Here is a 14,157-nt window from a genome sequence, read left to right on the forward strand (position 1 = left end):
ACCGGCCGGCCGGACCGGAGACACCCCTCACACCCGCCCCCTCAAGCCTCCCCCGTCACCCGGTGCTCGAAGAGGTGCGACAGCACCGCGTGATTCGCCTCCCAGCCGTCCGGGAACTTCACCGTGACCCCCAGCTGGACCGGTTCCGTGGAGGGGTGCTCGTCCAGGAGGTCCGTGACGCCGGCCCGGCAGACGACGATGCAGGCGTGGCGGTGGCGGGAGGCCAGGACGCACAGGCGGCCCGTCTCCAGGTGGAAGGCCGTCGCGTCGGGGCGGCCCGACAGGGGGTGCAGCACGACGGTCACGTCGAACTCGCGCCCCTGCAGCCGGTTCGCCGTGTCCACGGTCACGTCCGGGACGCCCAGGTCGGCGAGCGCCGCGCGGACGGCCGCCGCCTGGTCGCGGTGGGCCGTCCCGACGGCGATCCGGTCGGCCGTCAGGGGAACGGGGTCGGGCGAGCGCTCCGACGTCGCCGCGCCGCCCCGGTCCAGCAGACGGCGTACGACCAGGGCGAGGGCCGAGACCGCCTCCGGGTCCGTACGCGGGGTGTGCCGGGGCGGCAGCTCCAGCAGGCCCCAGCCCGACTCCGCCGCCTCGTCGATGACCCGGTCGGGGCCCGAGCCGTCCGACGCCACGGCGAAGGCGAGCCGCCGGTCCCCGTGCCCCGTGCCGCTGCGGAACGGTGTGAAGGGGTAGAACGCGTCCGAGACCAGCGGCGCCGCCGACGCCGGGAGCCGCCAGGAGACCGGCAGCCGGTGCTGCGGCAGCTCGGGGTTGTGGGCGAGGAGCGTCGTCACGGCCGAGGCCGACGGGTCGTACGACAGCCCCGCCCACTGCTCCGAGCCGACGATCGCGAACGGGTCCAGCTGGCCCGGGTCGCCCACGAACAGCGCCCGCTCGAACAGCCCGGTCACGGCGAGCAGCGCGTCCGAACGCATCTGGTACGCCTCGTCGACGATCGCGTGCCGCCACGGCTCGACCCCCTTGACGTGCGCCCACTTCGCCGCCGTCGAGATGACCACGTCCAGTCCGGCGAGGTCGCCCGCCTTCGCGGACTTGCGCACGTTCGGCAGCCCGTCGAGCGCCTTGTCGTACGGGTCGGAGTCGCTGCTGTGCAGCCGGCCGACGGGCAGGTCCGGGTCCTTCTCGGCGAGCCGCAGCACCAGGTCGTCGACCTGCGCGTTCGTCTGGGCGATGACCATCAGCGGGCGTCCGGCCCCGGCCAGTTCGAGCGCGGCCCGCACGACGAGCGTGGACTTGCCGGCGCCGGGCGGCGAGTCGACCACGACCCCGCGGTGCGCCCCGTGCAGGGTGTCGCGCAGGATCGCGTCGGTGGCGCGGGCGGCCTCGGCGCCCGGGTCGAACACGGTGGTCACAGGATGTCCTCGTCGGTCACGGCGTCGGGCTGCGGGGCGGTGTCGGTCCCGCCGGGCGGTCCGCCGTGCGTCCACGGCGTGTCCTCCGGGTCGGGCAGCTTCGCGCCGCCCCGCTGCTCGTGCTCGAAGAGCGTGAAGCAGAGCAGGTCGCCCTTCTCCGGGACGGACCCCGGCTCGGGTTCCCTGCCGCGGCCCATCCTGTCGAGGACGCGCAGCACGACGAGGGTGCCGCCGGACCCGGACCCGGACCCGGACCCGGGGCCGGACCCCGGCCCGGACGTGGACTCGGGCCCGGGCGGCGATGTGCCCGCGCCGGTCGCGCCGTCCTCCTCGTATCCCACGAACTCGGCCGCCTGCGGCTTCCCGCCGAGGGACCGGTAGACCTTCACGCGCTCGCCGAGGTGCGGGGTGTCGTCGGTGCGGACGGTCACCAGGGGACGCGGGCTCGGCCGCTTCCCCTCGCCGTACGCCATCACGACATCCGTGACCTCGCCCGCGAACGCCTCGCCCGCGAGCCGGCGCCCGGCCATCACCAGCGGGTCGTCGAGGGCCTCCTGCGCCTCCAGCCGGGCCTGTTCGCGCTCGCGCGTGGCGAGTTTGTTCGCCGCCGTGACCGCGTCGTCCCGGCGCGGCTGCGGCGGCTCGCCGGCCAGGACGCGGTCCCGGTGGCCGGTGAACGACCAGCGGTCGCGGGTCCACCGGTCGGCCGCGCGCGGGCCCTCGGGCAGGGCCCGCAGCAGGTCCAGTCCGCGCCACACCGCGTCCCAGGTGGGTCGGGTGCGACTGGCCACCAGCTCGCGGATGTGCCGCTCGGCGGCCGTGAGTTCGCCGAGCCGGTCGTCCGCCTCGACACCGTCCTCGGCGGCCGCGAGCGCCGTACGCGCACGGTCGTAGCGCTCGATGGCGGGGGCGAGCAGCTTGTTGTCGAAGGCGGGATCGGTGGCGGGCCCGGCGGGCGGGCAGACCAGTTGTCCCTCGGCGTCGCGCAGCAGTTCGGCCCGCAGGGCCGCCTCGGCGCCGGACCCGCCGTCCGGCGGGTCGATCCAGGCGAGCAGCGCCCCCAGGTGCTGGTCCTCCAGGGTGGACTGGCCGGTGGCCCAGTGCCGTGACAGCACGTCCGTGAGCGCGAGCAGGAGCGAGGAGCCGGGCACCCGCGCGCGCTCCCCGTAGTGCGTGAACCACCGCCCGAGCAGCGGTACGCGCGGCGGCGCGGGGTGCGGGGCCTCCGGGTCCTGCTCGGCGGTGCGCCGGAAGCGCATGGAACGGCCCAGCAGCCGTACGAGGTCGATGCCGGCGCGGCTCGGCACGATCAACTGCGCCGCCTCCGCGCACAGTTCGACCTCCACCTTGACGCGTTTGCCGGTCTCCGGGTCGGTCTCGCTGCGCTCGGCCGCCTCGACCTCCCGCGCGTGGTCGTCGATGTACGGCAGGACGACGTCCGCGAGTTCGGCGAGGAACGCGAACCTCAGGTCGCGGTCGCGGGGCTGGGGCACGACGAGCAGCCGGGGCTCGTCGCGGTCCGTGCCGACCAGGGCGCCCAGGGGGGCACCGGCCTCCCCCGCGGTGGTGAGCGGTACGAGGACCAGGGGGCGGTCGGAGAGGTGGCGGTGGCGGACCGTGGCGAGGGGCTGGGCCCTGCCGGTGTCCACGGCCTCCAGCCGGGCGAGGGTGGTGATCAGGGACATGTTGTCCCCGATCGGCCGGCGGTCCGCCGCGCGGGCTGTGGTTCGTTGACCGCGGCGGCGCCGTGGCTGGTCGCGCAGTTCCCCGCGCCCCTTGCAGGGTCCCTCGCGGGGGCCGTCGTACGGGTGCCCAGTGCCTCCGCGCGGAGTGCCGCCGCTCTGCGCAGGGCCGCCACCGTCGGGTCGGTCGGGTCGCCCGAGGTGCCCCGGGCCGCCGACAGGACCTCGTCCACCGAGGCCAGGGAGCCGAGTTCGGCGCGCAGGGAGCGGCCCAGCGTGGTCACCGCTCCCCGCGCGCGGGAGCGGGCCCGGCAGTGGAAGGCCAGTTCGCAGGCGGAGAGGCACTCGGGGGCGTACGTCGCGGGGACCGACTCCACCGCGGCCGTCAGTTCGGCGGCGGGCAGGTCGGGGGCGAAGCAGGTGCCCTCGGGGAGGGCGTCGGCGATGTCCTCGACGCGGGTCAGCCGGTCCAGTTGACGACGGGTCACCGAACGCTGCTTGCGGACGTCGACCGCCGACCCGGTGGGCAGGTTGGAGAAGTCCTTCGGGCAGACCAGCAGCACCGTCTGCCGGACCTCGGGCGCGGGGTCCAGCCGGGCCGCGACCCGCTCCAGCGCCAGGACGTACACCGCGGACTGGCGGGCCGCCGCGCCCACCTTGGCCGCGTCCGCCGAACCGTCCAGCATCGGGAAGGACTTGATCTCGACGACCGTCCAGCTCCCGTCCGGGTGCACGACCACCGCGTCCGGCTCAAGGAAGGCGGGGGAGCCCGCCACGTCCAGCGTGAGCAACGGGTGGTCGAGCAGCGTCCAGCCTCCCGTCGCGCCGGCCTCGCGCAGGGCCAGTGCCGTACGGGCCGCGCGCCCCTCGGGGCCGACGGCGGTGAGGTCGGGAACGGCGCCCGCCGCGGGCGGTTCGGCCCCCGGGTCCAGCTTCTCGTGCACGAGCCGCAGCAGTTCCGCGCCGCCGTCGGCCTTGACCCGCGCCTCGAAGGCGTTGCCCCGCATGAACGCGAACTGCGACTGCCCGAAGGCCGACGGCGCGCCGAGCGCGCTCGCCAGCACCGCCTTGTTCACGCCGGCCCCGTCGAGGATCGCGCGCCGCCGGCATCCCGGGTTCGCGGCGAGTGCCGCGAGGGCGCGCGCGTCCAGCGGCTGCGGCGGGACGGTCGCGCCCCGCAGCTCAGCGAGCCGCTGCCGGAGTCTCGTCCCCTGCGCCGGCGGGACTCGGCTCCGGTTCGGCTCCCGGGCCGGCGGGACCCGGGACGGCTGGGACCTTGCGCTGTCGGGGAAGTCGTTCACCCGGCGAAGTCTGGCACTCCGCACTGACAATTGAGGAACTTGTGCCGTACGAGGCGGTTTTCGGGCCCCGGGGCGCGGGTGCGGATGCGGGCGTGGACGTGAGTGCGGGTGCGGATGCGGGCCTGGGGGCGAGCGGGAAGGGACGGATCCCGTACCGCGCCCGGACCGTGTCCGCCAGCCGCAGCACCGGCCGCACGAGCAGGAAGCCGGCGCCCATGACGGCGAAGCCCGCGACCGCGTCGAGGAAGTAGTGGTTGGCGGTGCCCATCACCACGATCGTGGTGATCAGCGGGTAGAGGACCCCCGCGACCTTGGTGAGCCGCGTGCCGCCGTACATCCACAGCATCACGCCGCACCACAGGGCCCAGCCGCAGTGCAGGCTCGGCATCGCCGCGTACTGGTTGGTCATGCCGCCCAGCCCGCGGGGCGCGCTCGCCTCGCCGCCCCACCAGCCGTAGTCGCTGTACTGGGCCATCGTGTCGACGAACCCGTGGCTCGCCGACAGCAGCCGCGGCGGGCAGGTCGGCAGCAGGGTGAAACCGATCAGGCCCAGGAACGTGGACGTCATCAGCCAGGTCCTGGCCGCCCGGTAGCGCACGGCACGGGAGCGGAACAGCCAGATCAGGACGGCGGGCGTCACCATGTAGTGCAGCGAGGCGTACCAGAAGTCGGCCGGGATGCCGAGCCAGGGCTCACGGGTGAACAGGCGGTTCAGCGGGTGCTCGGCGTTGAGGTGGAAGAACTTCTCGATCCGCAGGATCGCCAGGCCGTGGTCGACGGCGTGGGTCACGTCCCCGCGTGCGAGGAGCCGTCCCCCCGAGTACGCCCCGTACACCAACAGGATCAGGGGCAGCTCGGTCCACCAGCGGAGGCGGGTGCGCGGTGCCGCCTCGGTGACTGGTGCATCGGTCCGCAGCATCCGATCCCTCCCCCTCCTGCTCCCCCGGCGGCATTGCCGCGGACCAATGTACGGTCTGTGCGCCTCCTTCGTGGGAGCGCCCCCTGGTGCTCGAAGACGCAGAGATCGGCCGCCGGGTTGCGCCGTGCGCACGTGAGCGATGATGGAGTGCTCCATCCCTCGTTCTTCCGCGGTTCACCGACGACACCGCCCGATCCCCCCGGAAAGGCCCTTTTCATGGCACCGCGCATCCTGCTGGCCCGGCACGGACAGACGGAATGGTCGCTGTCCGGAAAGCACACCGGCAGGACCGACATCCCGCTCCTGGAGGAGGGCAGACACGGCGCGAAGCTGCTGGGCGAGCGCCTGTACCGGGCGCCGCTGGACGGGCTCCCCGGCGTGGAGGTCCGCACCAGTCCGCTCGTGCGCGCGCGTGAGACGTGCGACCTGGCCGGCTTCGGGGACCGGGCGACCACCTGGGACGCGCTCATGGAGTGGGACTACGGGGCGTACGAGGGCATGACCCCCGACGAGATCCGGGCCGACCGCCCCGACTGGCTGATCTGGCGGGACGGGGTGCCCGGCGGCGAGACCCTCGCCGAGGTCTCCGCGCGCGCGGACGAGGTCGTCGGGTGGGCCCGCTCGGAGGAGCGGGACGTGCTGGTCTTCGCCCACGGTCACGTACTGCGCTCGATCGGCGCCCGCTGGCTCGGCCTGGGCCTCGACTTCGCGGCCCGCGTCCGCCTCAGCCCCACGTCCCTCTCGGTCCTCGGGTGGGCCTACGGGGAGCCCGCGATCGAGACCTGGAACGACTGCGGCCACCTGACCGTGTGACCCGGACCGCGCCCCGCTCGGACCGCGCCCCGCTCGGACCGGGACCCGCTCGGGCCGGGCCTCGTGCGGTCCGTGTCCCGCCCGGGCCGTCCGGCTCAGACGGGCCGGGGCAGGGCTCCGTGCCGTTCCAGGAAGTCCGAGACCTCCGGGGCGCGGCGGTGCGGGAGCAGGACCCTGGCCGTTCCCGCCAGCATCGTCCGCACCCGGGACGACTGGACCTCGTCCAGCAGGTCCAGGACGCGCAGCCCGGCCGCCGCGGCCTCGTCGGGGTGCCCGGCGCGGGCCAGGTCGTCGGCGAGCTCGGCGGTGTACAGGGCGAGGTTGCGGGTGAAGTGCGGGTCCTGGAGGCGGACCGCCCGGCGCGCCTGGTGGGCCGCGCGCGGCCAGTCGCCCAGCGCCGACCAGCACTGGGCCTCCAGTCCCGCCAGTTCGGCGTCCCCGTAGAAGCTCATCCACTCCGGATCGGCGTCGCACGGCCCGCGCCCGTACAGGGCCCGCGCCCTCACCAGCGCCTGCTCGCAGCCCGTCCGGTCGGTCAGCCCCGCCCAGCCCCCCGCCTCACGCAGCGCGAGCAACGACAGGAGCCTGGCCGAGCCCAGGGAGCGCGCCGCGTACTGGGCCGCCTGCGCCGCCCGCACCGCCTCACGCGGCCGTCCCGCGTCCCGGGCCAGGAAGGACATGTTGCAGAAGGCGTGCGCCTCCAGGGCCGGGTCCAGGGCGACCCGGGCCGTCGCGAGCGCCTCGGCGTAGTGCGAGCGCGCGTCGTCGAAACGCCCCGAGTCGTGCGCCAGCCAGCCCACGGAGACGGCCAGCTCGCCGGCCCCCGCGTGCAGCCGCTCGGCGGCCGCCCGGCGTGCCGACCCGGCTTCCAGCAGGGCGTACGCGGCCCGCAGCGGGGCCGCCGCCCTGCGGTACAGGCCGTCGGCGCCGTGCCGGTCGTCCAGCAGCCGGATCCTGCGGACGGTCTCCTCCAGCGCTCCGGCCTCGGGCCCTGCCCCGCCCCTCCGGTGCGCGGAACGCGGCGCGGCCTCGGCCGTACCGCGGAACGCGGGCCCCCAGGGGCCCAGGGAGGCCGCCGCCACGGCGGCGGTTCCTCCGCTCATGAATGCGCGACGTCGCACGTCGCTCTCCTCGTGGTTCTGATCGTCGGACCCGTGCGGGTCGCGAGGATCGCTCGGGTCCTGTGGGACGTATGGGTGCTGCGGGACGTGTGGGTCCTGCGGGACGTGCAGGTCGTACGGGATGTGTGGGTCGTACGGGATGTGTGGGTCGTACAGGTCCTGTGCGTCGTGCGCGCCGTGCAGTCCGTGCGGGTCGTGCGGGTCGTGCGTGCAGTGTGTCGTTGCGTCCGGCTCATGGGAACCGTCCGTCTCACGCGGAGTGCGCGGCGGGCTCTCGGTGTGTGCTGCGGGCGCCTGCTCGGCGGTGCGCGCCCCCCGCCCGCGCACCGCCGAACGGGGTACGAAGCCCAGGTCGGTCAGCGTCCGGCCGGGGAACATGTGCAGGAACACCCGCTCGTACGCGTAGTTGGGGCAGCGGATCTCGCCCGCCTCGACCCGCCCGATGTAGCGCGCGTCGCAGCTGACCTGCTCGTCGATCTCCCGGGCCGCCCGCCGCACAGCCGCGGCGAACTCGCCCGGCGAGCGCCTTCCGCGCAGCCGCCGGAAGGCGAGGTTCGGCTGCAGCGGCTGCGGTGGCCGGGGCGACGGGGGCATCGGTGACGACGTCATGGCCGGGTCCTCTCTCGCGAACCGTCGAACCAGGCCGGGAACGGCACGAGTTGACCGTGTGGCCGATCGGGTCGCGCCTGTGTTTCCGGCGGGCACGAACCTACTCGCTGCGAAAAGATCGCCATACTGGATTTAGTTACAAAACGGATATCTCATACCTGTTCTGCCATCAACTGCCATCCTTTGCGGTCGGTTTTCGCCGTAGCCGTCGACGCGATGGAGCGTTGAACCATGTGGTGTGCTCGATCGAGGAGGGTTCCGTGGTGGAGGCCAGGATGGAGACCGGGCGGAGCGTCGGCTGCTGCCTTCCGGGAGAGCCGTGCGGTGGTGAGCGGGGGGGTGCCGGTGCCACCCCCGGGGGCCCGTGCGACCTCGTCACCGTGCCGGCCCGGCAGGGACTGGAGGCCGTCGACATCCTGCGGCGGGGCGCCCCCGCCGAGTCGGTCGGACCGGTCCTGCACGACGGCAGCTGCGACACCCTCGGGTTCCTGGTGCCGCCGGGCACGGCTTCCGCCTGGGACGTCCCGGGCAGCGTCTGCACGCGCACCGGCGGGCGGGGGGCCCGGCCGGCGCCCGAGCCGCCCGTCGAGGGCTCGGACTGGCTGCTGCCGCCGGAGGAGGAGGCGGAACTGGCCACCGACCCCGCGGCGCTGCGGGCGGCGCTGGGGGAGGCGGCGCGGTTGATCGAGGCCGCGGACAACTGCTGTTGAGGCCCGGCGGGGGCCCGGCGGAGCCCTGCGGGGCCCGGCGGGCCCGCCGGGAGGGGCGGGTGCCGGGCGGGCCCGTTCCGCGCGGTCGATAATGGGGAGATGGCCAGGGCGAGGAACAAACGGGCGGGTGACAGGCGTGGCGGGAGCCCGGCCGTCGTCGAGGAGGTGGACGGAGGGCTTGCCGAGCTCCTGCCCGACCGGGAGCGGGCGCGGGGGTGGACCCTGCTCGTCGACGGGGCCCCGCAGTCCCATGTCGACCTCGACGACCCGGCGTACCTGGGCTTCGAGTACCAGCGCCGTCTCGGGCACGTCATCGATCTCGTCGCCCCGCCCGGCAGGCCCGTGCACGCCGTGCACCTCGGCGGCGGCGCGCTCACCCTCGCCCGGTACGTGGCCGCCACCCGCCCCCGCTCCACCCAGCAGGTCGTCGAGCGGGACGCCGCGCTGGTCCGGCTGGTCCGGCGGGAGCTGCCGTGGGACCCGAACGCCCGGATCAGGGTGCGGTCCGCCGACGCGCGCGAAGGGCTCGCCAAGGTGCCGGACGGGTGGGCGGACCTCGTCGTCGCGGACGTGTTCAGCGGGGCGCGTACGCCCGCGCACCTGACGTCCGGCGAGTTCCTCACCGACGTACGCAGGGTCGTCAGGGCCGGTGGCGTGTACGCCGCCAACCTCACCGACGGTCCGCCCCTGGCGCACCTGCGCGGCCAGATCGCCACCGCAGCCGGCGTCTTTCCCGAACTCGCCCTCGTCGCCGACCCGGCGGTCCTGCGGGGTAAACGTTTCGGCAATGCCGTCCTGGTCGCCTCGGACCGTCCGCTGCCCCTCCAGGACCTGACCCGCCGGGCGGCCTCCGACCCCCACTCCGCAAGGGTCGAACACGGCAGACCGCTCCTGGACTTCACCGGCGGGGCGGCCCCGGTGACGGACGCGTCGGCGGTGGCGTCCCCCGCCCCTCCGCCGTCCGCCTTCCGGTAGGGAGCCCAGCAAGGGGGCTCGGTATCAGTAGTCGTTGATCTCCACCCGCGGCGCGGAGTCGTGCCACGTGCAGAACACCGAGACCCGGTCCGCCCCGGCGGAGAACTCCACCCGGATCCACCTCTCGGTCTTCCACACCTGCATCGACCACCCCGACGCGGGCGTCGCGGACACCAGTGACGCCGACGCCGTGCCGAGTTCGAACACGGCCCGGCCGCCCTCGGTGTCGTAGCCGCGCACCTCGCCGGAGGCACCCGCGTTCGGGGTGGGGTCCGCCGGTTTCGAGGGCGACGGGGACGGCGGGGCCGAGGACGGTACGGCCGAGGGCGAACGGCTCGCGCTCGGCTCACGACTCCCCGGCGGAGTAGGTGTCACCCGCGCCGGGGACTCGGGCGGCCGGGCCGTGGAGGAGGCCAGCGGCCTGGATCCCTGCGGGCTTCCGCCGCCCCCGTCCGCCGTGATCGGCAGCGCCCGCGGCGGGTCGTAGGCCGTGCCCGTCATGACCGTGTGCACACCCCACCACGACAGCGTGACCGCCGCGCCCGTGGCGAGCGACCAAGCCAGTACGTGTACGAGTCCTCTGCGCATCGCGGGCCATCCTGCCCCACGAGCCCCGTGCGTGTCGCGCGTGCCCGCGGTCCGGGCAGTTGTCCACAGGCCCCCGACCGGTCTCCCCGTATGGCGTACGGTGCGGCTCATGGCAAGTGTGCTCGTGGTCGAGGACGACCAGTTCGTACGCTCCGCCCTCATCCGCCACCTGACCGAGGCCGCGCACACGGTGCGCAGTGTCGGTACGGCTCTTGAGGCGTTGCGCGAGGTCGCCCATTTCCGTTTCGACGTCGTGATCCTGGATCTCGGCCTGCCCGACCTGGACGGGTCGGAGGCGCTGAAGATGCTGCGCGGCATCACCGACGTGCCCGTGATCGTGGCGACCGCGCGGGACGACGAGACGGAGATCGTCCGGCTGCTGAACGACGGCGCGGACGACTACCTGACCAAGCCGTTCTCGGTCGAGCACCTGTCGGCGCGGATGGCGGCGGTCCTGCGCCGCGCCCGGTCCTCGGCCGGGGAGCCGCCGCCCCCGCCGCAGATCCGGGTCGGCGGTCTCGCCATCGACCCGCTGCGCCGCCAGGCCGAACTGGACGGCGTGCGGCTGGACCTGACCCGCCGCGAGTTCGACCTGCTGGCCTTCCTGGCCGGGCGGCCCGGTGTCGTCGTGGCGCGCAGGGAACTGCTCGCCGAGGTGTGGCAGCAGTCCTACGGGGACGATCAGACCATCGACGTCCATCTGTCCTGGCTGCGGCGGAAGCTGGGCGAGACGGCGGCCCGGCCGCGCTATCTGCACACCCTGCGCGGGGTCGGCGTGAAGCTGGAGCCGCCGGGGCCCGGGGAGACGCCGGGGCCGGGGCGATGAGGTGGGCACTGGTGAAGGTCTGCGTGGCCGTCACCACGATGGTCGTGGTGGCCTTCGCGGTCCCGCTCGGGCTGGTGATCAGGGAGATGGCGCGGGACCGGGCGTTCTCGAACGCCGAGCGGGAGGCCGCCGCCGTCGCCCCCGCGCTCTCGATCACCACCGACCGGGAGGAGCTGGAGCGGGTCGTCGCCTCGGCGGCGTCGGACGCGGGCATGGCCGTGCACATCCCCGCGGGCGACGCCGCGACCGGCAGCGGTGACGCGACCGGTGGCGGCGGCGCCGGCGACGCCGCGGGCGCCGGGCAGAAGCAGCAGGCCGTCGACATCGGGCGGCAGCGCGCCACCGACAAGGACATCGCCGCGACCCGCAGACTGGGCCGGGCCTCCACGGCCGAAGTGCCGGGCGGATCGACGCTGTTGCAGCCCGTCGCGCTGAGCTCGGGCGCGATCGCGGTCGTCGAGGTGTACGTCCCGGAGTCGGAGGTCACCAACGGCGTGGGCACGGCCTGGGCCGTCCTCGCCGGGGTCGGGGCCGCGCTCGTCGTCGGCTCGGTCGCGGTGGCCGACCGGCTCGGGGTCCGGATGGTGCAGCCCGCGCAGCGCCTGGTGGAGAGCGCGCACCAGCTGGGGGAGGGGAAGCTGGGCGCCCGGGTGCCCGAGGAGGGGCCGACCGAGCTGCGGCTGGCGGCGGTCGCCTTCAACTCCATGGCCGACCAGGTCGTGCAACTGCTGGCGAACGAGCGGGAGCTGGCGGCCGACCTCTCGCACCGGCTGCGTACGCCGCTCACCGTGCTGCGGCTGAACGCGGCCTCGCTCGGTGACGGGCCGGCCGCCGAGCAGACCCGGGCCGCGGTCGCCCAGCTGGAGCGCGAGGTCGACACGATCATCCGCACGGCCCGGGACGCCAAGCCGCAGACCGCGGCGGTCGGGGCCGGCGCCGGGTGCGACGCCGCCGAGGTCGTCAGGGAGCGCATGGACTTCTGGTCGGCGCTCGCCGAGGACGAGGGACGCAAGGTGCGGGTGGCCGGGGTCGACCGGCCCGTGCGGATACCGGTGGCCCGCGCCGACCTCGTCGCCGCGCTCGACGCGCTGCTGGGGAACGTGTTCCGGCACACCGCCGAGGGCACGGCCTTCGCGGTCGACGTGCACAACGGCGAGGACGCGGTGATCGTGCTCGTCTCGGACGCGGGCCCGGGGATAGCCGACCCGGAGGCGGCGATGGCCCGCGGCCGCGGGTCCGGCGCCGACGGCTCGACCGGCCTCGGACTCGACATCGTGCGCCGGCTCGCGGAGTCGACGGGCGGGGACGTGCGGATCGGACGGTCCGTCCTGGGCGGGACCGAGGTCAGGATCTGGATCCAGCTGGACGGGCACGAGCCGGAGCGGCGCGGCCACCGCGGCGCGGTGCGCCGGCGCAGACCGGCGGGATCGGACGGGCCGGACGGACCGGGCAGGTCGGGCAGGTCAGGCAGGTCGGGCAGATCAGGCAGGTCTGACAGGTCGGGCGCGAGGTTTAACCGTCCCCGATCCCTTCCTTAAGTGCACCCTAAGATCCGCGGCCGCCGTCCGGATCGGGGGTTTTGCCCGATTCCGGCTCGCTAGCGTGCTGCCCGCACCCCTCCTCGGGTCCTTCCGCGCACAGCGGAGGACCGGGGACCCAGTGAGCAGCGGAAGCAGGCACGCGATGAGCACGCACCGGCGCATGACCAGTGGCAGGAAGAAGGCGGTGGGCGGCGTGGTCGCGGCGGCCGTGGTCGGCGGCGGAGCCCTCGTGTTCTCCGGCACGGCGCAGGCGGCCGGGGTCGGCGCGGCCTACACCAGGACCAGCGACTGGTCGACGGGCTACACCGCGCAGTACGTCGTGACGAACGACACCGCGGGCACCGAGGCGGACTGGACGCTGGAGTTCGACCTGCCGTCCGGCGCGAGGCTCGGCTCGCTGTGGAACGCCGAGTCGGAGGTCAGGGGGCAGCACGTCACCGTGAAGCCGCCGGCCTGGGACAAGGACGGGCTCGCCCGGGGCGAGGCGGTGACCGTCGGCTTCGTGGTGAACGGCTCCGGCGACCCGACCGGCTGTGTCGTCGACGGCACCGGGTGCTCGGTGGACGACGGGGCGACCCCGGAGCCCTCCGGCCGCCCGACGCAGTCCCCGACCTCCGCACCGGACCCGGCGGAACCGACGGCGGCCCCCACGGCCACCCCGACCGCCACGCCCTCCGGGACCACGGGCCCAGGCAGCGGCACCGGCGCCACCGCCCGCTTCGCGCCCTACGTCGACACCTCCCTTCATCCCGCCTTCGACCTGCTCGCCGCAGCCGGGGCCACCGGGGTGAAGGACTACAACCTCGCCTTCGTCACGGACGGCGGCGGCTGCACCCCCAAGTGGGGCGGTGTGACGGAGCTGGCCAGTGACGCGGTCGCCGCGCAGATCGGCGGGCTCCGGGCCGAGGGCGGCGACGTCCGGGTCTCCTTCGGCGGCGCGGCCGGCTCCGAACTCGCGCTGAACTGCTCGTCGGCCGACGCCCTCGCGGCGGCGTACGGCGAGGTCGTGGACGCGTACGACCTGACGAAGGTCGACTTCGACGTGGAGGGCGGCGCGCTCCCGGACAAGGCGGCGAACACCCGCCGGGCGCAGGCGATCGCGAAGCTCCAGGGCGAACACCCCGGCCTGGACGTCTCCTTCACCCTGCCCGTGATGCCCGAGGGCCTCACCCAGGACGGGGTGAGCCTGCTCGCCGACGCCAGGGCGAACGGCGTCGGCATCGACGCGGTCAACATCATGGCGATGGACTACGGGCCGGCCTACAGCGGTGACATGGGCACCTACGCGGAGCAGGCCGCCACCGCGACCCAGGCCCAGCTCAAGGGGGTCCTCGGGCTCTCCGACGCCGACGCCTGGAAGACGGTCGCCGTCACCCCGATGATCGGGGTGAACGACGTGACGACGGAGATCTTCGAGGTGGGCGACGCCACCCAGCTCGTGGAGTTCGCCAGGGCGAAGGGGATCGGCTGGCTCTCCCTGTGGTCCGCCACCCGCGACAAGCAGTGCCCCGGCGGCACCAAGCCCGCCGCCGACGCGACCTGCAGCTCGGTCCTCCAGGACGCCCACGCCTTCTCGAAGGCGTTCGCCGCCTACAAGTAACGAGTAGCCGGCACTCCCCGAACGCCCCCGCAGGAGGTCATGCCCGCGCGGGGGTCGCGCACCCCGGCCGGTCCCCTTCCCCCCACCCGGCCGGGG

Annotated in this window: 12 protein-coding genes; 6 read left to right on the top strand and 6 right to left on the bottom strand. The window is 74.8% G+C overall.

The features are described from left to right. Positions 1-41: 41 nt before the first annotated feature. From KM933_RS15980 to KM933_RS15995, 4 genes are read right to left on the bottom strand one after another with little or no spacing between them, the layout of a single operon-like run. Complete coding sequence (locus tag KM933_RS15980) at positions 42-1,376, bottom strand: AAA domain-containing protein (protein WP_221352654.1); 1,335 nt, start codon at positions 1,374-1,376, stop codon at positions 42-44. After that, complete coding sequence (locus tag KM933_RS15985) at positions 1,373-3,061, bottom strand: hypothetical protein (protein WP_221352656.1); 1,689 nt, start codon at positions 3,059-3,061, stop codon at positions 1,373-1,375. Before KM933_RS15985 ends, KM933_RS15980 begins: the two co-directional genes overlap by 4 nt. Further along, the gene (locus tag KM933_RS15990) at positions 3,052-4,239 is read right to left on the bottom strand and encodes a hypothetical protein (RefSeq protein WP_260333647.1); all 1,188 of its coding nucleotides are present in this window, start codon (positions 4,237-4,239) and stop codon (positions 3,052-3,054) included. Before KM933_RS15990 ends, KM933_RS15985 begins: the two co-directional genes overlap by 10 nt. A gap of 1 nt (position 4,240) precedes the next feature. Beyond that, positions 4,241-5,278, bottom strand: coding sequence for a phosphatase PAP2 family protein (locus tag KM933_RS15995; protein WP_221352658.1), 1,038 nt, complete (start codon positions 5,276-5,278; stop codon positions 4,241-4,243). Positions 5,279-5,494: 216 nt separating this feature from the next. Here KM933_RS15995 and KM933_RS16000 point away from each other — a divergent pair, with 216 nt between their 5' ends. After that, positions 5,495-6,091: a histidine phosphatase family protein gene (locus KM933_RS16000; protein WP_221352661.1), complete on the top strand. Its 597-nt coding sequence runs from the start codon at positions 5,495-5,497 to the stop codon at positions 6,089-6,091. Between the two features lie 95 nt (positions 6,092-6,186). Here the strand turns inward: KM933_RS16000 and KM933_RS16005 are convergent, their stop codons facing one another. Then, positions 6,187-7,821: an NsdA family TPR-like regulatory protein gene (locus tag KM933_RS16005; RefSeq protein ID WP_221352663.1), complete on the bottom strand. Its 1,635-nt coding sequence runs from the start codon at positions 7,819-7,821 to the stop codon at positions 6,187-6,189. Between the two features lie 275 nt (positions 7,822-8,096). On the opposite strand from KM933_RS16005, the gene KM933_RS16010 reads away from it, so the two are divergent. Beyond that, positions 8,097-8,531, top strand: a complete 435-nt coding sequence (locus KM933_RS16010) for a hypothetical protein (protein ID WP_221352871.1) — start codon at positions 8,097-8,099, stop codon at positions 8,529-8,531. A gap of 99 nt (positions 8,532-8,630) precedes the next feature. Further along, positions 8,631-9,506 carry a spermidine synthase gene (locus KM933_RS16015; RefSeq protein WP_221352665.1) on the top strand — a complete coding sequence of 292 codons (876 nt, stop codon included), beginning with the start codon at positions 8,631-8,633 and terminating at the stop codon, positions 9,504-9,506. Between the two features lie 24 nt (positions 9,507-9,530). Here the strand turns inward: KM933_RS16015 and KM933_RS16020 are convergent, their stop codons facing one another. Further along, entirely contained in the window at positions 9,531-10,094 is a 564-nt protein-coding gene (locus KM933_RS16020; protein WP_221352667.1) for a hypothetical protein, read from the bottom strand. A 109-nt stretch (positions 10,095-10,203) separates the two neighbouring features. On the opposite strand from KM933_RS16020, the gene KM933_RS16025 reads away from it, so the two are divergent. From KM933_RS16025 to KM933_RS16035, 3 genes are all read left to right on the top strand, one after another. Continuing rightward, positions 10,204-10,920 carry a response regulator transcription factor gene (locus tag KM933_RS16025; protein ID WP_221352668.1) on the top strand — a complete coding sequence of 239 codons (717 nt, stop codon included), beginning with the start codon at positions 10,204-10,206 and terminating at the stop codon, positions 10,918-10,920. Then, on the top strand, positions 10,917-12,458 hold the full coding sequence (locus tag KM933_RS16030; RefSeq protein WP_260333635.1) for a sensor histidine kinase: 1,542 nt from the start codon (positions 10,917-10,919) through the stop codon (positions 12,456-12,458). The genes KM933_RS16025 and KM933_RS16030 overlap by 4 nt, the downstream gene beginning before the upstream one ends. A gap of 145 nt (positions 12,459-12,603) precedes the next feature. Next, on the top strand, positions 12,604-14,061 hold the full coding sequence (locus KM933_RS16035) for a glycoside hydrolase family 18 protein (protein ID WP_221352670.1): 1,458 nt from the start codon (positions 12,604-12,606) through the stop codon (positions 14,059-14,061). The last annotated feature ends 96 nt before the right edge of the window (positions 14,062-14,157 follow it).

It is taken from the genome of Streptomyces beigongshangae, assembly GCF_019710745.1.
Classification (GTDB): Bacteria; Actinomycetota; Actinomycetes; order Streptomycetales; family Streptomycetaceae; genus Streptomyces; species Streptomyces beigongshangae.

Bases quoted from the DNA above. Each gene is read 5' to 3' on its own strand.
- KM933_RS16010 (WP_221352871.1), top strand. From the start codon at position 8,097: ATGGAGACCGGGCGGAGCGTCGGCTGCTGCCTTCCGGGAGAGCCGTGC.
- KM933_RS16000 (WP_221352661.1), top strand. From the start codon at position 5,495: ATGGCACCGCGCATCCTGCTGGCCCGGCACGGACAGACGGAATGGTCG.
- KM933_RS16035 (WP_221352670.1), top strand. From the start codon at position 12,604: ATGAGCACGCACCGGCGCATGACCAGTGGCAGGAAGAAGGCGGTGGGC.
- KM933_RS16020 (WP_221352667.1), bottom strand. From the start codon at position 10,094: ATGCGCAGAGGACTCGTACACGTACTGGCTTGGTCGCTCGCCACGGGC.
- KM933_RS16025 (WP_221352668.1), top strand. From the start codon at position 10,204: ATGGCAAGTGTGCTCGTGGTCGAGGACGACCAGTTCGTACGCTCCGCC.
- KM933_RS15985 (WP_221352656.1), bottom strand. From the start codon at position 3,061: ATGTCCCTGATCACCACCCTCGCCCGGCTGGAGGCCGTGGACACCGGC.
- KM933_RS16005 (WP_221352663.1), bottom strand. From the start codon at position 7,821: ATGACGTCGTCACCGATGCCCCCGTCGCCCCGGCCACCGCAGCCGCTG.
- KM933_RS16015 (WP_221352665.1), top strand. From the start codon at position 8,631: ATGGCCAGGGCGAGGAACAAACGGGCGGGTGACAGGCGTGGCGGGAGC.
- KM933_RS15995 (WP_221352658.1), bottom strand. From the start codon at position 5,278: ATGCTGCGGACCGATGCACCAGTCACCGAGGCGGCACCGCGCACCCGC.
- KM933_RS16030 (WP_260333635.1), top strand. From the start codon at position 10,917: ATGAGGTGGGCACTGGTGAAGGTCTGCGTGGCCGTCACCACGATGGTC.